Raw genomic sequence first — 21,036 nt, forward strand, 5'->3', positions numbered from 1 at the left:
TGTATAGCGTGTGCCGGAGGATGAGACGAATTGGGTCGGCGCACCGGTGACCACGGCAGCCGCTCAGGACTGCAGGAGGCCCTTGAAGACGTTGGTTGCGCGCTGCATTTCTCCGTGCTGGGCGCCCATCACAATCACGGCTCCCGATAAGACCGGAATGCACCACTGCACCACCTTCAGCTGCCGCTGGGCCGATTGCAGTTCCTTGGAGGCGCCGGGGCGGGGCTCAGTGGCACCGGCAGCACCTTCTTCGGAGTACTTGTCGACCTTGCGTCCCAGCATGCCAGCGTAGAAGGTTGCCAGCGCTCCGGCAGCCGTCACTCCGGTCTTGTAGACGGTAAGGCTGCCCACGCCGTCCTGCTTGGCGACGCGGCCCTTGTTTTCCCCAACGATTGCCAGGCCGGCCAGAAAGTGGCCGATGATGGCCGCTGTCTGCAGGGGAGCCCACTTTTTCCATCCCAGGCTGGAAAGCCGGGTGCGCTCCGCCGGGTCCTTGGCTTCCGCGGCGGCGCCGTTGAGGCCGACAGCCCCCATCAGCGACCCTCCAAACCAAGCGGCTGCGGTGAGGTCATGCACGGACCGGGCAAACAAATTTCCTGCCATTGGAATCTCCCTTGATGTCGGATTTTAGCTGTTGAACCTCGGTTCGAAGCGGGCGTCACCGCCGGTCCAAGCAGGCGGGAGTTCCACGGGCAGCGAACCATGCAGGGCCGAAAAAGCACAAGGGTAGCCCTTCCCGACATGGTAGTAAGCCTGCTTAGTTCCACTTTACTTTCCTAAAGTAAGTGTGCTTATGATTGGGGAACAAGTTGAGATGATCCTCATCTAAAGGATTCTGATTCTTCATCCCCAGCGATTCAGGAGAAAGAGTGACGATGACAGACAACGAATGGCCCCGAGAAGGAAGCCACGCCGCCACCCCCATGCAGGGCGCGACGGCTGACACCAAGTCCGCGAAAGCGGGAGCGGCCAAAGACGAGGCTGCCGGAGTTGCCCGTGAAGCTGCCGGGAATGCCCAGCATGTAGCGGAAACCGCCAAGTCTGAGGCTGCTGGAGTTGCCTCGGAGGCAGCAGCCAGCGCCAAGGACCTTCTGGACCAGGCGCGGAGCGACCTGACTGAGCAGGCGGGTGCCCAGCAGCAGAAGGTAGCAGAGGGTCTCCGCTCCATGGCAGGAGAACTGCAGTCCATGGCTGACAACTCCGACCAGTCCGGCATGGCCACTGATCTGGTCCGGCAGGCCGCGGAGCGCTCATCATCAGTCGCTTCATGGCTCGACAGCCGCAATCCCGGCTCGCTGGTGGATGAAGTCAAGGGCTTCGCCCGGCAGCGTCCGGTCGCCTTCCTTGCCCTTGCTGCCGGCGCCGGCTTCCTCGCGGGCCGGATGAACAAGGGACTGAGCGCCGGAGTGCCGGACTCATCCACGGCCGGTCACCCGGCAGCAGGCAATCGTACCGCCGGTACCGTCACCACCCCCGAAACGATCTACCCGCCGGAGCCCCCTGTGCAGCCCACATATGCAGCCGCCGGCGCAGGAGACGTGAACCCCGGGGGAGTTGCCGATGACGGATTTGCCGGTGAACCCACCGTTCCCGCAGGACTGCCCCCGGTTTCTGACAGCCAGCTGCCCGGTTCCGGTACCCGCGCCACGGATCCGCTTAGCGGTGGTCGGCACTGATGAGCACCGAAATCCCCGAACCGGCCCCCACGAAAGCCGAAACCACCTCCCTGGGTGACCTGCTGGGCGAAGTGACCGCTGACATGTCCACCCTTATGCGCCAGGAAGTTGAGCTGGCCAAGGTTGAACTGAAGCAGTCCGCCACCAAGGCAGGCAAGGGAGCGGGCATGTACGCCGGCGCCGCAGTTGCCGGATATTTTGTCCTCCTGTTTCTGTCGATTGCACTTTGGCAGGCGCTCGGCGACTTGATCGGCCTCGGCTGGTCGGCGCTCGTCGTTGCCGTGATTTGGGCAATCGCCGCTGCCATTCTGGCCATGCGCGGCCGGTCAGAAATGCGGAAGGTCAAGGGCATGCCCCAGACCTCGGAGACGCTGCAGGAAATTCCCGGAACCCTGAAACCGAATGAGGACCCACGATGAGCGAAAATCCCGACGCAATACGTGCAGACATTGAAGAGACCCGCCGCCGGCTCGGAACCAACGTGGATGCCGTGGCCGACAAGGTGACCCCGTCCCACATCGTCCAGCGGCAGACGGACAAGGTGAAGGACGCGGTGTTCGGCGTGAAGGACAAAGTGATGGGAGCAGCAGATCAGATGACTGACAAAGTACATTCCGGCACAGGTACGGCAACGGACGGCGTAGGCCGAGCCGGCTTGGCAGTAGGTGACGCTCCGCATAAGCTCGCGGACAAAGCCCAGGGTAACCCGATTGCTGCGGGACTCATTGCCTTCGGTGCAGGCCTGCTGGCAGCATCCCTTATTCCGGCCAGTGAGAAGGAACGCGTCGCTGCCGACAACATCAAGACTGCGGCGGAACCCCTGACCAACCAGGTGGCTGACGCGGCCAAGAACGTTGCTCAGGGTCTCAAGGAGCCTGCGCAGGAAGCCATGGACAACGTGCGGGCAACGGCCACTGAGGCTGCGCAAAACGTCCAGCAGGAGGGCCAGAGCGCTGCCGAAGACGTAAAGGGCAGGGCAACGGACGCGAAAGATAACGTTCGCGGCGCCTAACCTTCCCTCCGGCAGGAGCGTATGGCCTTCCCTCTGGCAGCAGCAGCAGCTGCCGGATCGAAGCAGACACAGAAAGCGGCCCCGCATTTGCGGGGCCGCTTTCGTATGTCCGGGCTACACGGTCCGTGCAGGAACGTCATTGCGGTAGCGGACACCCATTTGGCGTCGGGCTTCATCAAACAGCCGCATGGTGGCCAGGGAATGTTCCCAGCTCATGGTTGGGGATTCGAGCAGGCCCGACTGTATGCACCGGGTGACTTCCCGCAGTTCATAGGTGTATCCGTTGCCGACCTGGCGGAATCTCTCCACCCGCCGCTCGCCCAGATGGGGTTGGATGGTCAGTTCCACCGGGTTGTGCAGAGGTGCGCCGGTCCGCAGCCAGCCTTTACTGCCCGCAATGGTGCCCGTACGGGTGCACGCGGCCACCAGCGAAGAGCTCAACTGGGCCGTCGCTCCTGACCGATAGCTCAGGAGCAGGGCGTTCTGAGTGTCGATGCCGTCGCCGTTCACCGCGCCGACAGCTGTGACGGCGTCCGGAAAACCCAGTGATCCCACCGCCAGGGTGAGGGGATACACGCTCAGGTCCAACAAGGCTCCGCCGCCGGCCTCGGGGTTCCAGAGCCGGCTGGCCGGGTCAGGCGGCGAAGGGAAGCCCAAATCTGCCTGCACCCAGCGCACTTCCCCCAGTTCGCCGCTGGCCAGGATCTCCCAGATGCGGTTGATGCACGGCAGGAACCGTGTCCAGACAGCTTCCATCAGGAACAGCCCGCGGGAGGAGGCCAACGCCATGAGGTCTTCGGTCTCGCGCGCATTGATGGTCAGGGATTTTTCGCAGAGTACATGTTTTCCGGCGAGCAGGGCGGCTCGGGAGATTTCATAGTGCTGCGCGTGCGGCGCACCCACGTAAACGACGTCCACCTCGGGATCCTCGATCAGGTGGTGGTAACCCTTGCCCCGGTCATCGTCGAAGTAGGAGCGGGTGAACCCGAACCGGTCGGCAAACTCCTCTGCGGAATCCGGGCCGCGCGAACTCACGGCGTGCAGCACCGCATCTTCAAGCCGTGCGATGTCTTCACTGACCTTCGCTGAGATGTTTCCTGTGGCGACCACGCCCCATCGGAGCGTGCGGCCGGTTTTTGAAACCGGGCTGGGAGCCCCCTGAAAAACACACGGCGGCGTGGGAATGTACGGGGAATCCATGATCCTCTTTTCTGAAGATCACTACCGTAAGCACAAGCTGCGCGTCAGGCTAGGGTTAGCTGCCGCGGTGGCCGGAGCGGACGCAAAAGAGCGGCTTCCGTCAGACGGATTGCACCGCGTCGCGGTGTGCGGCGGCGGTCTCCAGATAGTTGGCCGCGTTGCGAAGGACGCCGTCGTACTCCTCATCCGTCAGCTCGCGGCGGACCTTCGCCGGAACGCCGGCCACCAGGGACCGGGGCGGAATGAGTGTCCCTTCCAGAACCACCGCACCGGCCGCCACCAGCGACCCGGCTCCCACTACGGCACCGTTCATGACAGTGGCGCTCATGCCAATGAGGCAGTCATCCTCGATGGTGCAGCCGTGGACCACGGCACTGTGCCCAATGCTGACACGCTGTCCCACCGTGGTGGGGAAGCCCGGATCAGCGTGCAGCACCACGTTGTCCTGCAAATTGCTGCCGGCACCTACCCGGATGGAGTTGGAATCCCCTCGGACGCACACGCCGTAAAACGCGCTGGACCCCGGCTCCATGACAACGTCGCCTATGAGTGACGCCGTGGGGGCGAGGAAAACGGAAGGATCTGCCTGCGGGGTCTTGCCCCGGAACGGAATGAGGTATGCCATTGCGCCAGCCTAGCCGCACCCGGGCATCCGGGTGCGGCAACGGCGCAGGGGAAGGACGCTAGTTAAAGACGATGGTGCGCTTTCCATCCAGCAGCACCCGGTGCTCGGCGTGCCACTGCACGGCCTTGGACAGGGTGCGTCCTTCGACGTCGCTGCCCAGCGCGGCCAACTGTGAAGCGGAACGGGAGTGATCCACGCGGATGACTTCCTGTTCGATGATGGGACCCTCGTCGAGGTCGGAGGTGACGTAGTGGGCCGTCGCGCCGATGAGCTTCACGCCCCGGGCATGGGCCTGGTGGTACGGGCGGGCGCCCTTGAAGGAAGGCAGGAAGGAATGGTGGATGTTGATGGCGCGCCCGGACAGGTCTTGGCACAGCTCGTTGCTGAGGATCTGCATGTAGCGGGCCAGCACCACCAGTTCAATGTTCAGATCCTGCATCAGGACCCGCAGTTGGTTCTCCGCGTCCTCCTTGCTGTCCGGCGCCACCGGAATGTGGTGGAACGGGATGCCGTAGAACGCCGCCAGCTCCGCCAGGTCCTTGTGGTTGGAGACAATGGCGGGGACGTCGATGTGCAGCGTGCCGGCGCGCTGCCGAAAGAGCAGATCGTTCAGGCAGTGGCCCGACTTGGACACCATGATGAGCGTGCGCACCGGGGCACCGGCAGGATGCAGTTCCCAGTCCATTCCGAAGGCGGCGGCCACCGGGACGAGTGCTTCCCGCACCTGGGCGTGGGTGCCGGGAGCCGTGAAATCCACGCGCATGAAGAACGACCCTGTTTCCGGGCTGCCGTACTGCTGGGATTCCGTGATGTTTCCCCCGGCAGCCACCAGGCCGCCGGAGACGGCATGGACGATGCCCGGCTGGTCGGGGCAGGACAGGGTGAGCGTAAACGCGGGGGCGGCGGAAGAATCAGTCACGGATACAAGGTTACCTGTCCGGGAACAGCTCGCTTAGGCTAAGGAAATGGATGTAACCTTCATGCCGCTCTCCGATAGGGACGCTGAGGAGCTGGTCAAGTTCCTGACCACCAACAGCTTTCCCTATCACCTCATTACGGCACCCTCCGAGGAGCTGGTCCGGCAGCTGATTCTGGACGGCCGGTTCGATGCCGACGGCGTCCGCACGTATTGGGTGTTTGGAGACAACCAGCGGCTCGGGCTGGTCATCCTTGAGCGTCTTGAAAGCAAGTGCCCCACCTTCGACCTTCGCCTGGTGGAGGAAGCTCGGGGTCAGGGCAGCGGCGTCCCGGTGCTTCAGGCCCTGACCGGTCTGGTCTTCAGCGACAGGCCCGGCGCGCACCGCTTTGCCGGGCGGACGAGGGAGGACAACATTGCCATGCGCAAGACTTTTCTCCGGTCCGGGTTCCTCAAGGAAGCCCATTACCGGGAGGACTGGCCGCTGGAGGACGGGCGGTGGATTGCCTCCGTCACCTATGCGGTGCTGCGCCGTGACTGGGAGCTGGGCACCGTGACGGAGTTCGTCTGGGAGGACGTCGACCAGCCCTGAAGGGCGGCCAGCGCCGCTGCCCGCCCGGCTCGGGTGGCACCCAGCGTGGAGGCGGATTCCCCGTAACCCACCAGGAACAGCGTTGGGAGCTTCACCACCCGGGGACCGTCCATGCGGATGCCGCCGCCCGGTTCCCGCAGATGCAGAGGCGCCAGATGGCTAAGGGACGCCCGAAATCCGGTGGCCCAAAGGATCACATCGGCAGCCGCGGTGCTGCCGTCCTCAAACTCCGCGCCCTCCGGCGTCAGCCGTTCCAGCGGCCCGCGCGAGATGAGGACGCCGTCGTCGATCCCTTTCTGGTACTGGGGTGTTAGCGGCAACCCGGTGGAGGCCACCACACTGAGCGGCGGAAGCCCGGCCCGGGTGCGGCCACTGACAAGGCGTTCGACGCCGCGTCCCCACTCGGCGTCGAAAGGGGTGCACGTGAATTCGGGCGGCCGCCGCGTGGACCACACGGTTTGTGCCCCGGCGTCGTGCAGCTGGAGCAGGAACTGCACCGCGGAGGTGCCGCCGCCCACCACCAGGACGCGGCGGCCGGCAAAGTCCGCTGCGCTGCGAAAGTCGCGGGTGTGCAGCTGGGAGCCCAGGAAGTCCCGCTGCCCCGGGTAGGCGGGCCAATAGGGTTTGTCCCAGGTTCCGGTGGCATTGATGACGAACCGCGCCCTCCACGCGCCGCTGTTCGTGGCGATCCGCAGCCGGTTCCCGGCGGTTCGGGAAACTTGACGCACCTGCACCGGGCGTTGGACGCGGAGCCCGAATTCGGCTTCAAAGGCGCCGTAGTAACGGCTAACTACGGACGACGCCGGCTCCCGGGGATCGGGGGTGCCCAGCGGAAAGCGCGGCAGGTCATGGATGCCGTGGGCGGACCCGAGCGTCAGCGAGTCCCAGCGGTGCCGCCATGCGCCGCCGGGCCCTTCATTGGCGTCCAGCACCACGAAACCGGACTCCGGGACCAGACCCCGGCGCGCCAGGTAATACGCTGCGCTCAGTCCTGCCTGCCCGGCACCGATCACTGCCACGTCGACGTCCCGGTCCTGCGTCATCACCATCGCCTCTCGAACGGGAAAGCCCTGTATCTAAGTACCCCAACCGGCTCCTTCCCGTTCCTATTCCGGCGCCCCGTGCAGCCTCAGTCCCTACCCGGCACAGCTCCCGTAAGAACACATTCTTCAAGGACATATTCGGCCGCCGCAAAGCAGGGTCAGCTACGATGGTTACGTCGCAACTGGCGTTAGGTGGGTCACCACCAGGGAGCGGCACAGCAGAACAGACCACGGATCGCACGCCTGGGCCGAAGGTCACGCTTACCCTCTGTTCGTCATGCCCGGACTGCTGTCAGTGGACAGAACCCGGAGATGCCGCCAGATCAGCCTGACCCAACAGAACCCGTCCCCAGGAGATCCTTGTGAGACTATCCACCCAGCCCGTCACGGACGCAAAGCTGTCCGACGTGGACCCGGAAATCGCCGCTGTCCTGAACGATGAACTGGCACGCCAGCGCGGCACGCTGGAAATGATCGCGTCAGAGAACTTCGCGCCGCGGTCCGTCCTCGAAGCCCAGGGTTCCGTCCTGACCAACAAGTACGCTGAGGGATATCCCGGGCGCCGGTATTACGGCGGCTGTGAGCACGTGGATGTGGCGGAAAACCTTGCCATTGACCGGGCAAAGGCCCTGTTCGGAGCAGAATTCGCCAACGTCCAGCCGCATTCCGGGGCGCAGGCCAACGCGGCCGCCCTCTCCGCGCTGCTTCAGCCCGGAGACAAACTCATGGGCCTGAACCTGGCCCACGGCGGACACCTTACCCACGGCATGAAGCTGAACTTCTCCGGCAAGCTCTACGAAGTGGCAGCCTACGGCGTGGATGAGCAGACGTACCGGGTGGATATGGACAAGGTCCGGGAGCAGGCTCTCGCCGAGCGGCCGCAGGTCCTCGTCGCCGGCTGGTCCGCTTACCCCCGCCAACTGGACTTTGACGCCTTCCGCTCCATCGCCGATGAGGCGGGAGCCTACCTCTGGACAGACATGGCACACTTCGCCGGGTTGGTGGCTGCCGGGCTGCATCCCAACCCGGTGCCCGCGTCCGACGTCGTCACCTCCACCGTGCACAAGACCCTCGCCGGCCCGCGGTCGGGAATGATCCTGGCCAAGGAGCAGTACGGCAAGAAGCTGAACTCCAGTGTTTTCCCGGGCCAGCAGGGCGGGCCGCTGATGCATGTCATCGCCGCCAAGGCCGTGGCGTACAAGATCGCCGGCTCGGAGGAATTCCGCGAACGTCAGGAACGCGTGCTGGAAGGTGCGCGGATCATCGCGGACCGGCTGAACGCGCCCGACGTCGCGGAGCACGGCGTCTCGGTCCTCACCGGCGGCACCGACGTCCACCTGATCCTGGTGGACCTGCGCCACTCGGCCCTGGACGGCAAGCAGGCCGAGGACCTGCTGCACTCAGTGGGCATCACGGTGAACCGCAACTCCGTGCCGTTTGATCCCCGCCCGCCAATGGTCACCTCCGGCCTGCGGATCGGCACACCGGCACTGGCCACCCGCGGCTTCGGCGCCAAGGAGTTTACTGAGGTGGGCGAAATCATCGCCGCGGCGTTGAAGCCGGCACCCGACGTCGACGCGCTGCGGGCGCGGGTTGCCGCGCTCGCCGACAATTTCCCGCTGTATCCCGGACAGGAAGACTGGTAACGAACATGGAGAAGGGAAGCAACATGGAAGGTTCCGTCACGGAAACCCCCGAGAACGACAGCGTCAACCTGGGCTGGGAGAAAAAGGAGAAAACTCCCTTTGGCACTCCGGTGGCCGCACGGATCCTCGACGGGCGCAAAGCCGCCCGTGACATCAAGGAGGAGCTGGCCGAACGTGTGCAGGTGCTCAAGGAGGAACACGGCATCACCCCGGGGCTTGGAACTGTGCTGGTGGGCGACGACCCGGCCAGCCACTCCTATGTGGGCGGCAAGCACAAGGACTGCGAACAGGTGGGCATCAACTCCATCCGCCGCGACCTGCCCGGCGACATCAGTCAGGAGGACCTTGAAAAGGTCATCGACGAGCTGAACGAGGACCCGGCCACCACCGGCTACATTGTGCAGCTGCCGCTGCCGGCGCACATCGACACCAACGCCATCCTGGAACGGATCGCGCCCGAAAAGGACGCCGATGGACTGCATCCGGTGAACCTGGGCCGGCTGGTCCTGAACGTCAGCGAACCGATGACGTCACCGCTGCCCTGCACCCCGCACGGAATTGTGCAGCTGTTGGTGCGCAACGGGATTTCCCTGACCGGCAAGAAGGTCCTCGTCGTGGGCCGCGGCGTCACCGTGGGCCGCCCGCTGGGGCTGCTGCTCACCCGCCGCCCGATCAACGCCACGGTAACCCTGGCGCACACCGGAACCCTGGACCTGTTCGAGCACCTGCGCGAGGCCGATGTGGTGGTGGCCGCCGCCGGGTTCCCGGAAATGATCAAGGCCGAGGACTTGAAGCCCGGTGCCATTGTGCTGGACGTGGGAGTCACCCGGGTCACCGATCCGGACACCGGCAAGACCACCCTCACCGGCGATGTGGAGAAGGCGGCGGCCGATGTCGCGTCCTGGATTTCCCCGAACCCCGGGGGAGTGGGACCGATGACCCGGGCCATGCTGCTGTCCAACGTAGTGGAGGCAGCGGAGCGCGCAGCCGGCATTCTCGCCTAACTGTTCCTCGGGTCGGGGCTGGTGCACTAGGCTGTTCCAGTGCCGCAGATCACATCAGCCCCGACTGTCCCCAAGACCGCCTCTTCCACCGTCATTTCGGCCCGGAACCTCCGCAAGACCTACGGCGATTTTAATGCCGTGGACGGCATCAGCTTTGACGTCCCTGCGGGGGAGTCCTTTGGGCTTCTCGGCCCCAACGGTGCCGGCAAGTCCACCACCATGAAAATGATCGGCGGCGTGTCATCGCGCACCTCCGGGGACCTCACCGTAATGGGGTTGGACCCGGACCGGTTCGGGCCCGAGGTGCGCGCCCACCTGGGGGTGGTGCCGCAGCAGGACAACCTCGATGAAGACCTTCGCGTGCGCGAGAACCTCCTGGCCTACGGCCGCTACTTCGGCCTGCCCAAGAGTTACCTGGGTCCCAAGGCTGACGAGTTGCTGGAATTCGCCCAGCTGACGGACAAGGCCAAGGACCGGATTGAATCCCTCTCCGGCGGCATGAAGCGGCGGCTGACCATCGCCCGGTCACTGATTAATGATCCCAAGATCCTCCTGCTGGATGAGCCCACCACCGGGCTTGACCCGCAGGCGCGCCATATCCTCTGGGACAGGCTGTTCCGGCTCAAGGAAGCCGGGGTCACGCTGATCCTGACCACCCATTACATGGACGAGGCGGAACAGCTCTGCGACCGCCTGGTGGTGGTGGACAAGGGAAAAATCATGGCAGAAGGATCTCCTGCAGCCCTGATCCGAGAGCACTCCACGAGGGAAGTTCTGGAACTGCGCTTTGGCTCCGATCGCAACACCACGGTGGCAGGCGAACTGCAGGGAATCGGCAGCCGGATCGAAACCCTTCCGGACCGCGTCCTCATTTACGCCGACGACGGCGAGGCCGCCCTGGAAGCGGTCAGCTCCCGCGGGCTGCATCCCATCACTTCGCTGGTGCGCCGCTCATCCCTGGAAGACGTGTTCCTCCGGCTGACCGGTAGGAGCCTCATTGACTGAGCACCAGCTATCAGGCGCCCCGGTGGGGGATGCAGAGGCAAACCGGCATGCCGTGCTGGGGCTGCGCTCGCCGCTGACACCGGAGCAGACCGCATCCCGGACCCGCCGCTTCGGCGCCATCTACTACGCCGAGCACTGGATCCGGCGCATGCGCGGCTACGGGTGGACCGTGCTCATGACGGCGGTGGGCACCCCGCTGGTGTACCTCTTCGGTATGGGTGTGGGGCTGGCGTCGCTGGTGGACACCGGCGACGCGGCGTTCGACGCCGGCGACGGGACCACGGTCTCCTACCTCGTTTTCGTGGCTCCGGCCCTGCTGGCCACCGCCGCCATCATGGTGGCGGCCGAAGAAAACACCTACATGGTGATGGGTGGCTTCAAATGGCACCGCACCTACTACGGTCCCAATGCCTCGCCGCTTTCCAGTAATCAGCTGGTGGACGGGCACCTGATCGGTTTCTCGGTCCGGATGCTGATCACCACCGCCCCGTACTTTCTCTTCCTGCTGCTCTTTGGTGCTGTCGAGCAGCCGGGGACGGCCTGGCTCATGATTTTCACCGCGGCTCTTGGCGGTGTGGCCTTCGGTATGCCGTTGATGGCCTACAGTGCGTCATTGGAGGAGGACAAGGGGCAGTTCGCCATGGTGCAGCGCTTCATCGTGATGCCGCTGTTCCTGTTTTCCGGCACGTTTTTTCCGCTGGAGTCCCTACCCGGAGCCATCCGCTGGATCGGTTGGATTTCCCCGCTGTGGCACTCCACAGAGCTCGGCCGGATCCTGAGCTACGGCTACGCCGAGGCTCCGGCACTCACAGTGGTCCATGTGGCGTATCTGCTGCTTCTCGGTTTTGTCGGCTGGGTCCTGGCACGCCGGAACTTCACCCGAAGGCTGGGAAAATGAGTATGGAACAGACGACGGCGCCGCGTCTGGCCCCCGCACAGCTGGACCCTAAGGGGCGTTTCCTGGGGTCCCTCTATGCACGGAACATCCGCGCAGTCTTCGCCCGCGGGCTGAAGGCCACGTGGGGCAGCAACTATGCCGTCATGATCAGCGGGTTCGTGGAACCGGTGCTGTACCTGGTGGCCATGGGCATTGGGCTGGGTTCCCTCATCGGCACCGTTGCCGGTCCGGGTGGCGAACAGATCGGCTACGCCAACTACATCGCCCCGGCACTGCTGGCCGTGTCCGCGATGAACGGTGCGGTCTATGACTCCACCATGAACGTGTTCTTCAAGTTGAATTACGCAAAGCTCTACGAAGGCATGCTCGCCACCTCGCTGGGCCCGCTCGACGTCGCCCTCGGCGAAATCCTGCTTGCCCTGCTGCGCGGTGCCATGTACGCCACCGGCTTCACGGCCGTCATGGCAGCCATGGGGCTGGTGACCTCTCCCTGGGCACTGCTGATGATTCCGGCCGCCGTGGTGGTGGCCTTCGGGTTCGCCTCCTTCGGCATGGCAATCACCAGCTACATGAAGACCTTCCAGCAGCTGGAGTGGGTGAACTTTGTCATGCTGCCCATGTTCCTGTTCTCGGCGACCTTCTATCCGCTGAGCGTGTACCCCCAGGGACTCCAATGGGTCATTCAGGCGATGCCGCTGTGGCACGGCGTGGAAATGATGAGGCAGCTTAGCGTTGGCATGCTCACTTGGGCAACCGCCGGGCACCTGCTGTACTTCGTGGTCATGATCGGGTTGGGCCTGGTGCTCACGACGGGTCGTCTTCGGTCCCTGTTCCTGAAGTAGCCGCCAGCACCTGCCACGCCCTGCGGAAGACAAGCTCGGTGGGTTCGCTGAAAAGAACGAACTCAACAGACCGGACGGCTCGGGCCGGATAGTCCCGAACCGTCCGCAGGGCCACCTCGGCCACGGTTGCCGGGTCCCAGCCGTACACGCCGGCGCTGACGGCGGGGAAGGCCACCGTCTCGGCGCCGAGTTCTTCGGCGACGTCCAGGGACCGGCGGAAGCAGGAGGCTAACAGTGCTGGATCGGTTTCTCCGGCCCGGGCATTCGGTCCAACGGTGTGGATGACCCACCGGGACGGCAGGTCAAAGGCCGGTGTGGCCACAGCGTCTCCGGTGGCAAGGCCCTGCCGATAGGCTCCGGCCCGCAATTCCCGGCACGCCCCCAGCAGGGCCGGGCCTGCCGCCCGGTGGATGGCTCCGTCCACACCGCCGCCGCCCAGCAGGGAAGAGTTTGCCGCGTTCACGATGGCATCCGCTGAGCTGGCAGTGATGTCTCCGGTGGAGATGGTGATGTGCATGCGGCCAGTCTGGCACTGTGCCGCGCCCGTCCGCCAGTTTCCGGGCAACCTGTGCCCATCCGCTTCGGAACCTTCCGCATCCGGGGACCCCACCGGATCATGGAACTACAAAGGGTGGAACGGGCTCAGGCGCTCGAATCGCCGCCAGCGTGAGTTCCCGGCCGTTCCGGGAACAACCGGAGGAGTTCCAATGGCTGATCAGTTCGCAGGAAAGACCGCACTTGTGACAGGAGCGGGTTCGGGAATCGGAATGGCTGCGGCGGTGGCGCTCGCGGCGGAAGGCGCCAACGTCGTCGTCAATGATTTGGATCTGGAAGCGGTACAGGCTGTAGTGAACTCCATTCTGGCGGCCGGCGGCGCCGCTGTGCCCTCCGTGGGGGACGTCGGAACCGCCGAAGACGTGAAGGGCGCGGTGGACACCGCCGTGGGCGAGTTCGGCGGCCTGCATCTGGCCTTCAACAATGCCGGCATTGGCGGACCCTTGGGACTGCTGACCGACATCGACCTGGAGGGCTACCGCCGGGTCATCGATGTGAACCTCAACTCGGTGTTCTACGGGATGTATTACCAGATCCCCGAAATGCTGAAGGCCGGGGGAGGCGCCATCGTGAACATGTCCTCCATCCTGGGGATGGTCGGTTCCGCCACTGCGGTTCCCTACGTCACGGCCAAGCACGGCGTGACGGGCATGACCCGGGCGGCAGCCCTGGGATACGCCAACCAGGGCATCCGCGTGAACTCCGTGCATCCGGGCTACATCGACACTCCGCTCCTGGAAAACCTGCCGGAAGAGGTCTATGCCTCGCTTGTGGGATTGCATCCGGCGGGTAGGCTCGGCACCGCCGAGGAGGTGGTGCAGGTGGTCCTTTTCCTGCTTTCCGACAAGGCGGCCTTCGTGACCGGCTCCCAGTACGCCGTGGACGGCGCGTACACCACCCAGTAGGAGGAACTCGATGATCGGCTCATGGCACGCGACCGTGATTGACTGTCCGGACCCGGATTCGCTGGCGTCCTTCTACGAATCCCTGCTGGGCATGATCCGCGTGGAGCATGAGGATGACGGCTCCTGGGTCACCATTGGCGACGCACCGGACCGCCCGGCGCTCGCATTCCAGCGGGTGTCCGGGTACACGCCGCCGCAGTGGCCTGGTCAGGACATTCCCCAGCAGCTGCATCTGGACGTCAGAGTGCCGGACCTGGACCTCGCCGAAGCGCAGGTCCTTGCCCTGGAAGCCACGAGTATGGACAGCGGAAGCGAGTCATTCCGGGTGTTCCTGGATCCCGCCGGGCATCCGTTCTGCTTGGTCGCCTGGTAGCGGGGTCCGCCCAGGACATCAGCGGGGAGGGCAACAGGTTTCGCCGGGGGAGGACGGTTTAACGGCTTCCCTTCCGAGTTTGAGACAATGAAGCCATGCAGTCCCTCCCTCACGGCATGAAGCCGCAGACCTCGTCCAAGCCCCGCCGCGGCGTGAGCCAGAAAATGGCATCCTACGGCATGACCCTGATGCTGTTTGTTTTCCTCGTTGCCGTGCTGTTTGCAGCCAACGAGAACGACTTCGTCGGGTGGGTGGTAGCCATCATTTCGCTGATTTGGCTCTGCCTGTTTGCCTTTGTGGTCTTCAGTGTCCGCGGAGCCGCGCGCAAGGCGGGAGCGAAGCTCGCTGAAGCACAGGACACCCTCAACCGGGCGGCCGGCGGCACACCGAGTGTGCAGGTCATTGACGAGGCCACCACCATCCGGGACCAGAAGCTGGATCACAGCTTCAAGATTGTCCAGGTGCAGGCCCGCGTCATCCGGGAGAACCTCGGCAAGGATGAGGACCAGGTGAACCGCGCCCTGGAGACCATCGAGATCACGTCGCACAACGCCCGTTCCATGATCAAGAAGGACGACGACGGCCCCGTGGAGGGCACCCTGGTGGATTAGTCCCACCCCTGCCGCCGGGGACAGGCATCCCAGCGGTCCAACAGCCGGAGAAAGCGGACACCAGACTGTGCGGACGCGACGCGTGCCGCCCCAAAGTGAACCGCACGCTACTGAGGAGTATGGTTATTCGCGTGAGTTTGGCATCAGCAGGAGAAACGGCCGGTCCGGCAAAGGCGCTGCGCATTGCGACAGTGAACGTGAACGGCATCCGCGCCGCCTACAAGCGCGGGATGGCCGATTGGTTGGCGGAACGGGATGTGGACATCCTCTGCCTTCAGGAAGTGCGGGCACCCGATGCAGTGGTCCGTGAACTCCTTGGTGACGAATGGAACATCCTGCATGCGGAGGCGGAAGCCAAAGGCCGGGCCGGGGTGGCGATCGCTTCCCGCATCGCGCCGTCGGCTACCCGCGAGCACATTGGAGACGAGTACTTTGCGATGTCCGGCCGCTGGGTGGAGGCCGACTTCAAAGTGAGCGTCGACGGTGCCGAGAAGATGCTGACCGTTGTGAGCGCCTACGTCCATTCCGGTGAAGTGGACACCCCCAAGCAGGCGGACAAATACCGCTTCCTGGATGTCATGACCGAGCGCCTGCCCGCACTGAAGCAGCAGAGCGACTATGTCCTGGTGGTGGGAGACCTCAACGTCGGGCACACCACCCTGGACATCAAGAACTGGAAGGGCAACGTCAAGCGCGCGGGGTTCCTGCCGGATGAACGCGCCTACTTTGACCGGTTCTTCAGCGACGAGATCGGGTACACCGACGTCGCCCGCAAACTGGCCGGCGACGTCCCCGGGCCGTATACCTGGTGGTCCTGGCGCGGACAGGCCTTCGACAACGACAGCGGTTGGCGCATCGACTATCACCTCGCCACCCCCGGGCTGGCCGAACGCGCCGTTTCCGCCGTCGTCGACCGGGCCCCCACCTATGACAGCCGCTTCTCAGACCACGCTCCCGTTGTGGTCGACTACCAGTTCTAAGGTTGAAACCATGAGTACCTCCACTTCCTCCGGCCGCCAGCGCATCCTTTCCGGGATGCAGCCCTCCGCGGACTCTCTGCACCTGGGCAACTATCTTGGCGCGCTGGTGAACTGGGTCCGGCTGCAGGATCAGTACGACGCTTACTTCTTTATCCCTGACCTGCATGCCATCACCGTGCCGCAGGACCCCGCGGACCTGCGCCAGCGCACCCGGGTCACCGCGGCGCAGTACATCGCCGGCGGGGTGGACGTGGACAAGGCGACGCTTTTCGTCCAGTCACAGGTTCCCGAGCATGCCCAGCTCGCCTGGGTGCTGAACTGCCTCACCGGTTTCGGTGAAGCTTCCCGCATGACCCAGTTCAAGGACAAGCAGCAGCGGTTCGGGGCGGACGCAGCGTCCGTGGGATTGTTCACCTATCCGATCCTGCAGGTTGCGGACATCCTGCTCTACAACCCGCACGGGGTCCCGGTGGGGGAGGACCAGCGCCAGCATGTGGAGCTCAGCCGGGATCTCGCCAAGCGCTTCAACTCACGTTTCGGTGAGACCTTCATCGTCCCCGAGGTCTTCGTGCAGAAGGAAGCGGCGAAGATCTACGACCTGCAGAACCCCACGGCCAAAATGTCCAAGTCCGCGGCCTCGCCCGCCGGACTCATCAACCTGCTGGACCCGGACAAGGTCATCGCCAAGCGCATCAAGTCCGCAGTCACCGATGACGGCACGGAAATCCGCTTTGACCGGGAAACGAAGCCCGGAGTCTCCAACCTGCTGTCCATCTACTCGCTGATTTCCGGCCGCAGCGTCGACACTCTGGTGAAGGAGTATGAAGGGAAGATGTACGGGCACCTCAAGGTGGACCTGGCCGAGGTGGTCACCGAGCACATCCGTCCCATCCGGGAACGGGCCCTGTATCTGCTGGAAGATCCGGCCGAACTGGACCGGCTGCTCGCTGTGGGCGCCGCCAAGGCACGGGAAACGGCGTCGGCTACACTGGCCGATGTGTACAGCAAAGTGGGTTTCCTGCCCTTGGGCTCCACCGCGGTCTGACCCATGAGCCTCTGGAACCCGATGATCCAAACTGCCACCGTCGAGGGCGACGGCGGCCGCAAGGACGTGCCCGACTGCACCGGTGTGGGGATCGTGATCGGTGTGCCTGAGCCCATGGCCACTGAACTGCGCCGGGCAAGGGCCTCATGCGGGGACCCCATGGCTGCGGTCATCCCGGCCCACATCACGGTGGTCACCACCACGGAAACCAATGACTGGGAGGCTATGGCAGCGCATGTGCGCAGGGTGGCCAGGAGGCATGCCGCTTTTGATGTGACCCTGCGGGGTACGGCCACGTTCCGTCCCGTCTCTCCGGTGGTCTACGTGCGGGTGGATGAAGGCTACGAGGAGTGCACCGCCCTGCACAAGGAAATGCAGAGCGGCCCGCTGGCACGGGACCTGCCCTTCCCCTACCACCCTCACGTCACTGTGGCCCACGACGTGAGCGAGGCCGGCATGGACATGGCCATGCACGCCCTGCGGGACTACGAGTCGCGGTTTACGGTGAGCACCGTCGGGCTGTATGAGCACGATGTGAGCGGTCTGTGGAAACTGCGCGAAGAGGTTGCACTCCGGCGCTGATTCAGCGCTAAGCCCGCCTGCTCCCGCTGAGGGTCAATCTTCTTCAGCTGCTGTGCTTCCTCCGCCGGTCAGGTAGACGGCGGACCAGGCTGCAATGATGTCCGCGGCCCGGCTGGTTTGGCCACGGTCCACCATCAGATGGTCGCTGCCCTCCAGGGAAATGAAGTTGCGGGGGTGGCGTGCGGTGGAGAAGATCTCGCTGGCATTGTCGATGCCCACAGTGTTGTCGGTGGGGGAATGCATCACGAGCAGGGGACGGTGCAGTTCCCTGATGCACCCGGTCAGGTCATGGGACTCGAGGTCGCTCATCAGCTCTTCCCTGATCTCCATGTTCCGTCCGCCCAGGTCCACCTGCGCCGAACCCTCCTGCAGGATGGTGTCCCTCTCATGTTCGAACAGGTGAACCACATGGGAGGGCTGGAAGGGAGCAGCGATCGTGACGACGGCGTCGACGTCCGGAAGGTTCCCCGCCGCGGCCAGGACGGCTGCTCCGCCCAAGGAATGGCCGATCAGCAGCGAAGCCTTCCGTCCCTCACCGCGCATAAATGCCACGGCGCTGCGGACATCAGCCACCTTAGTGCTGAACGTTCCGTCTTCCCATGCTCCGCTGGAGCCGCCCAGTCCGGCCGCATCGTAGCGCAGGACCCCGATGCCGTGCCCGGCGAGGGCCTTGGAGATGCGTGATGCGGCGGCACTGTTCTTGCCCAGTGTGAAGCCGTGGCAGAACACCGCCCAGGCGCGGACCTCGCCGTCGGGCAGATCAAGGGTGCCGGCAAGGGTGGTGTTGTTGACGCCGGGAAAAGACACGGACTCGAATACGGGCATGGAAACAACCTATACATCAAATGGACGGAGGCGGCGTCCGGCTGCCCTTTCGGGCTGCCAGACGCCGCCTCCGGCGGCGAAACGGAACTGCTAGACGGAGCGGCTCAGGATGGCCTGCTTGACCTCGGCAATTGCCTTGGTCACCTGAATGCCGCGGGGGCATGCTTCCGAGCAGTTGAACGTGGTGCGGCAGCGCCACACGCCTTCCTTGTCATTAAGGATTTCCAGGCGCATGTCTCCGGCGTCGTCACGCGAGTCGAAGATGAAGCGGTGGGCATTCACAATGGCAGCCGGGCCGAAGTACTGGCCGTCGGTCCAGAACACCGGGCAGGAAGACGTGCACGCAGCGCAAAGGATGCACTTGGTGGTGTCGTCGAACCGTTCCCGGTCTTCCGCGGACTGCAGGCGTTCCTTGGTGGGCTCGTGGCCCTTGGTGATCAGGAACGGCATGATTTCACGGTAGGACTGGAAGAACGGTTCCATGTCCACGATCAGGTCCTTCTCCACGGGGAGACCCTTGATGGGCTCCACGAGGATGGGCTTGGACGTGTCCAGGTCCTTCAGCAAGGTCTTGCAGGCCAGCCGGTTGCGGCCGTTGATGCGCATGGCATCGGAGCCGCAGACACCGTGGGCGCAGGAGCGGCGGAAGGAGACGGAACCGTCATGCTCCCACTTGACCTTGTGCAGGGCGTCCAGCACGCGGTCCGTGCCGTACATGGTCAGCTTCCACTCGTCCCAGTATCCTTCGTCAGATACCTCGGGGTTGTAGCGGCGGACCTTGAGCGTGATCTCGAACGAGGGGATGTCCCCGCCCACAGATTCCGGGAGTTCGATCTTGGAGGCAGGCTCCGCGATTTCCGTTGTCATTAGTACTTCCTCACCATCGGCTCGTAGCGCGTGAAGACGACCGGCTTGGTGTCCAGCCGAATGCCGGCGGTGTGCTCGTCATTGGCGGCTTCATCAACCTTGTACGCCATCGAATGCTTCATGAAATTCTCGTCGTCACGCTCGGGGAAGTCCTCACGGAAGTGTCCGCCGCGTGATTCCTCGCGGTGCAGCGCTGCCACGGTCATGACCTTGGCGAGTTCCAGCAGGAAGCCCAGTTCCACGGCTTCCAGCAGGTCCAGATTGAAGCGCTTGCCCTTGTCCTGGACGCTGATCTTCTTGTACCGCTCTTCGAGCGAGGCAATGTCGGTCAGCACCTGGTTCAGCGTGTCTGCGGTGCGGAACACCTGCATGTTGGCATCCATGGTGTTCTGCAGGTCCCGGCGGATTTCCGCAACCCGCTCGGTTCCCTCGGAGTTGCGGACCATGTCCAGCAGCTCGATCGTGGTGGCTTCCGGGTTTTCCGGCAGGTCCACGAAATCAGCGCTCAGGGCATACTCGGCGGCGTAAATGCCGGCGCGCTTGCCGAAAACGTTGATGTCCAGCAGGGAGTTGGTGCCCAAGCGGTTGGAGCCGTGCACGGAGACACAGGCCACTTCACCGGCTGCGTACAGGCCCGGGATCACGGTGTCGTTGTCCTGGAGGACTTCGGCCTTGATGTTGGTCGGGATGCCGCCCATCGCGTAGTGCGCGGTGGGGAACACCGGCACCGGCTCAGTGTAGGGCTCCACACCGAGGTAAGTGCGGGCAAACTCCGTGATGTCCGGGAGCTTGGCGTCAATGTGCGCCGGTTCCAGGTGCGTCAGGTCCAACAGGACGTAGTCCTTGTTCGGGCCGCAGCCGCGGCCCTCGCGGACCTCGTTGGCCATGGAGCGGGCCACGATGTCACGGGGAGCAAGGTCCTTGATGGTGGGGGCGTAGCGCTCCATGAAGCGCTCACCCTCGGAGTTGCGCAGGATGGCGCCTTCGCCGCGTGCTGCTTCGGAAAGCAGGATGCCCAGGCCTGCGAGGCCTGTCGGATGGAACTGGAAGAACTCCATGTCTTCCAGGGGGATGCCGCGGCGGAACGCGATGCCCATGCCGTCACCGGTGAGGGTGTGTGCGTTGGAGGTGGTCTTGAAGACCTTGCCCGCGCCGCCGGAGGCGAACACCACGGACTTGGCCTGGAAGACGTGCAGTTCGCCGCTGGCCAGATCGTAGGAGACGACGCCGGCAACGCGCTTCTGCCCGAAGCTGTCCGTAACGGTCAGGAGGTCCAGAACGTAGTACTCGTTGTAGAACTCCACGTTGTGCTTGACGCAGTTTTGGTACAGCGTCTGCAGAATCATGTGGCCGGTGCGGTCAGCCGCGTAGCAGGCACGGCGGACCGGTGCCTTGCCGTGGTCGCGGGTGTGGCCGCCGAAGCGCCGCTGGTCAATGCGGCCCTCGGGCGTGCGGTTGAAGGGCAGGCCCATCTTTTCCAGGTCCAGCACGGCGTCGATGGCTTCTTTGGCCATGACCTCGGCTGCATCCTGGTCCACCAGGTAGTCACCGCCCTTGACGGTGTCAAAGGTGTGCCATTCCCAGTTGTCTTCTTCGACGTTGGCCAGTGCTGCGCACATGCCGCCCTGTGCCGCACCGGTGTGCGATCGGGTGGGGTACAGCTTGGTCAGTACCGCCGTATGTGCGCGCTGGCCGGATTCAATGGCGGCACGCATACCGGCGCCGCCGGCGCCGACGATGACGACGTCGTACTTATGGACCTGCATACCAGATGCTCTTTCTGTTGAAACTGAGAAAACTTTTTGTGGAGTCCGTCCAAGTAAGGGGCGGACCT

24 protein-coding genes and 1 riboswitch are annotated in these 21,036 nt (G+C 64.3%); of the genes, 15 read left to right on the forward strand and 9 right to left on the reverse strand.

What is annotated here, in order from left to right; genetic code table 11:
- Window positions 1-63 precede the first annotated feature (63 nt).
- On the reverse strand, window positions 64-603 hold the full coding sequence (locus MUG94_RS04275) for a hypothetical protein (protein ID WP_227907952.1): 540 nt from the start codon (window positions 601-603) through the stop codon (window positions 64-66).
- A 272-nt stretch (window positions 604-875) separates the two neighbouring features.
- Here MUG94_RS04275 and MUG94_RS04280 point away from each other — a divergent pair, with 272 nt between their 5' ends.
- From MUG94_RS04280 to MUG94_RS04290, 3 genes are read left to right on the forward strand one after another with little or no spacing between them, the layout of a single operon-like run.
- On the forward strand, window positions 876-1,676 hold the full coding sequence (locus tag MUG94_RS04280) for a hypothetical protein (RefSeq protein WP_227907953.1): 801 nt from the start codon (window positions 876-878) through the stop codon (window positions 1,674-1,676).
- Entirely contained in the window at window positions 1,676-2,095 is a 420-nt protein-coding gene (locus MUG94_RS04285; protein WP_227891517.1) for a phage holin family protein, read from the forward strand. The genes MUG94_RS04280 and MUG94_RS04285 overlap by 1 nt, the downstream gene beginning before the upstream one ends.
- Complete coding sequence (locus MUG94_RS04290; protein WP_227907954.1) at window positions 2,092-2,688, forward strand: DUF3618 domain-containing protein; 597 nt, start codon at window positions 2,092-2,094, stop codon at window positions 2,686-2,688. The genes MUG94_RS04285 and MUG94_RS04290 overlap by 4 nt, the downstream gene beginning before the upstream one ends.
- Window positions 2,689-2,802: 114 nt before the next feature.
- On the opposite strand, the gene MUG94_RS04295 is transcribed toward MUG94_RS04290, so the two are convergent.
- The 3 genes from MUG94_RS04295 to purU all read right to left on the reverse strand — a co-directional run bounded on the left by MUG94_RS04295 (window position 2,803) and on the right by purU (window position 5,432).
- On the reverse strand, window positions 2,803-3,798 hold the full coding sequence (locus tag MUG94_RS04295) for a Gfo/Idh/MocA family protein (RefSeq protein WP_423724360.1): 996 nt from the start codon (window positions 3,796-3,798) through the stop codon (window positions 2,803-2,805).
- Window positions 3,799-3,988: 190 nt separating this feature from the next.
- Window positions 3,989-4,513, reverse strand: a complete 525-nt coding sequence (locus MUG94_RS04300; RefSeq protein ID WP_227891514.1) for a gamma carbonic anhydrase family protein — start codon at window positions 4,511-4,513, stop codon at window positions 3,989-3,991.
- Between the two features lie 58 nt (window positions 4,514-4,571).
- Window positions 4,572-5,432 carry a formyltetrahydrofolate deformylase gene (gene purU, locus MUG94_RS04305; RefSeq protein ID WP_227907956.1) on the reverse strand — a complete coding sequence of 287 codons (861 nt, stop codon included), beginning with the start codon at window positions 5,430-5,432 and terminating at the stop codon, window positions 4,572-4,574.
- Between the two features lie 46 nt (window positions 5,433-5,478).
- On the opposite strand from purU, the gene MUG94_RS04310 reads away from it, so the two are divergent.
- On the forward strand, window positions 5,479-6,021 hold the full coding sequence (locus MUG94_RS04310; protein WP_227891512.1) for a GNAT family N-acetyltransferase: 543 nt from the start codon (window positions 5,479-5,481) through the stop codon (window positions 6,019-6,021).
- Here the strand turns inward: MUG94_RS04310 and MUG94_RS04315 are convergent.
- Window positions 5,946-7,064: an FAD-dependent oxidoreductase gene (locus MUG94_RS04315; protein WP_227907957.1), complete on the reverse strand. Its 1,119-nt coding sequence runs from the start codon at window positions 7,062-7,064 to the stop codon at window positions 5,946-5,948. The two genes, MUG94_RS04310 and MUG94_RS04315, sit on opposite strands and share 76 nt — an antisense overlap.
- A gap of 168 nt (window positions 7,065-7,232) precedes the next feature.
- Window positions 7,233-7,320: riboswitch (ZMP/ZTP riboswitch) on the forward strand.
- A gap of 106 nt (window positions 7,321-7,426) precedes the next feature.
- On the opposite strand from MUG94_RS04315, the gene glyA reads away from it, so the two are divergent.
- From glyA to MUG94_RS04340, 5 genes are all read left to right on the forward strand, one after another.
- Window positions 7,427-8,710, forward strand: a complete 1,284-nt coding sequence (gene glyA, locus MUG94_RS04320) for a serine hydroxymethyltransferase (protein ID WP_279324698.1) — start codon at window positions 7,427-7,429, stop codon at window positions 8,708-8,710.
- Between the two features lie 110 nt (window positions 8,711-8,820).
- Window positions 8,821-9,714 (forward strand): bifunctional methylenetetrahydrofolate dehydrogenase/methenyltetrahydrofolate cyclohydrolase, encoded by an 894-nt coding sequence (locus tag MUG94_RS04325; protein ID WP_227908112.1) that lies wholly within the window; start codon window positions 8,821-8,823, stop codon window positions 9,712-9,714.
- Between the two features lie 39 nt (window positions 9,715-9,753).
- Entirely contained in the window at window positions 9,754-10,719 is a 966-nt protein-coding gene (locus tag MUG94_RS04330; protein WP_227891510.1) for an ABC transporter ATP-binding protein, read from the forward strand.
- Entirely contained in the window at window positions 10,712-11,617 is a 906-nt protein-coding gene (locus tag MUG94_RS04335) for an ABC transporter permease (RefSeq protein WP_227891509.1), read from the forward strand. Before MUG94_RS04330 ends, MUG94_RS04335 begins: the two co-directional genes overlap by 8 nt.
- Window positions 11,618-11,619: 2 nt before the next feature.
- Window positions 11,620-12,459 carry an ABC transporter permease gene (locus tag MUG94_RS04340; RefSeq protein ID WP_227908113.1) on the forward strand — a complete coding sequence of 280 codons (840 nt, stop codon included), beginning with the start codon at window positions 11,620-11,622 and terminating at the stop codon, window positions 12,457-12,459.
- Here MUG94_RS04340 and MUG94_RS04345 read toward each other — a convergent pair.
- Window positions 12,422-12,976, reverse strand: coding sequence for an O-acetyl-ADP-ribose deacetylase (locus MUG94_RS04345; protein WP_227907958.1), 555 nt, complete (start codon window positions 12,974-12,976; stop codon window positions 12,422-12,424). The genes MUG94_RS04340 and MUG94_RS04345 overlap by 38 nt on opposite strands.
- 190 nt (window positions 12,977-13,166) lie before the next feature.
- Here MUG94_RS04345 and MUG94_RS04350 point away from each other — a divergent pair, with 190 nt between their 5' ends.
- The 6 genes from MUG94_RS04350 to MUG94_RS04375 all read left to right on the forward strand — a co-directional run bounded on the left by MUG94_RS04350 (window position 13,167) and on the right by MUG94_RS04375 (window position 17,510).
- Window positions 13,167-13,919 (forward strand): SDR family NAD(P)-dependent oxidoreductase, encoded by a 753-nt coding sequence (locus tag MUG94_RS04350; RefSeq protein WP_227907959.1) that lies wholly within the window; start codon window positions 13,167-13,169, stop codon window positions 13,917-13,919.
- Window positions 13,920-13,929: 10 nt separating this feature from the next.
- Window positions 13,930-14,292 carry a VOC family protein gene (locus MUG94_RS04355; RefSeq protein ID WP_227891505.1) on the forward strand — a complete coding sequence of 121 codons (363 nt, stop codon included), beginning with the start codon at window positions 13,930-13,932 and terminating at the stop codon, window positions 14,290-14,292.
- Between the two features lie 95 nt (window positions 14,293-14,387).
- Complete coding sequence (locus tag MUG94_RS04360) at window positions 14,388-14,903, forward strand: hypothetical protein (RefSeq protein ID WP_227907960.1); 516 nt, start codon at window positions 14,388-14,390, stop codon at window positions 14,901-14,903.
- 131 nt (window positions 14,904-15,034) lie between these two features.
- Window positions 15,035-15,883: an exodeoxyribonuclease III gene (locus tag MUG94_RS04365; protein WP_227891503.1), complete on the forward strand. Its 849-nt coding sequence runs from the start codon at window positions 15,035-15,037 to the stop codon at window positions 15,881-15,883.
- 10 nt (window positions 15,884-15,893) lie between these two features.
- A complete protein-coding gene (gene trpS, locus MUG94_RS04370) occupies window positions 15,894-16,928 on the forward strand; it encodes a tryptophan--tRNA ligase (RefSeq protein WP_227907961.1) in 1,035 nt (344 codons plus the stop codon).
- Window positions 16,929-16,949: 21 nt separating this feature from the next.
- Window positions 16,950-17,510: a 2'-5' RNA ligase family protein gene (locus tag MUG94_RS04375; protein WP_227891501.1), complete on the forward strand. Its 561-nt coding sequence runs from the start codon at window positions 16,950-16,952 to the stop codon at window positions 17,508-17,510.
- A 33-nt stretch (window positions 17,511-17,543) separates the two neighbouring features.
- On the opposite strand, the gene MUG94_RS04380 is transcribed toward MUG94_RS04375, so the two are convergent.
- The 3 genes from MUG94_RS04380 to sdhA form a co-directional block, all read right to left on the reverse strand.
- The gene (locus MUG94_RS04380) at window positions 17,544-18,335 is read right to left on the reverse strand and encodes an alpha/beta hydrolase family protein (protein ID WP_227907962.1); all 792 of its coding nucleotides are present in this window, start codon (window positions 18,333-18,335) and stop codon (window positions 17,544-17,546) included.
- A gap of 90 nt (window positions 18,336-18,425) precedes the next feature.
- Entirely contained in the window at window positions 18,426-19,202 is a 777-nt protein-coding gene (locus MUG94_RS04385) for a succinate dehydrogenase iron-sulfur subunit (protein WP_227891499.1), read from the reverse strand.
- A complete protein-coding gene (gene sdhA / locus MUG94_RS04390; protein WP_227891498.1) occupies window positions 19,202-20,968 on the reverse strand; it encodes a succinate dehydrogenase flavoprotein subunit in 1,767 nt (588 codons plus the stop codon). Before sdhA ends, MUG94_RS04385 begins: the two co-directional genes overlap by 1 nt.
- Window positions 20,969-21,036 lie beyond the last annotated feature (68 nt).

It is taken from the genome of Arthrobacter gengyunqii (genome assembly GCF_023022985.1).
In the GTDB taxonomy this organism is placed as follows: Bacteria; Actinomycetota; Actinomycetes; order Actinomycetales; family Micrococcaceae; genus Arthrobacter_B; species Arthrobacter_B gengyunqii.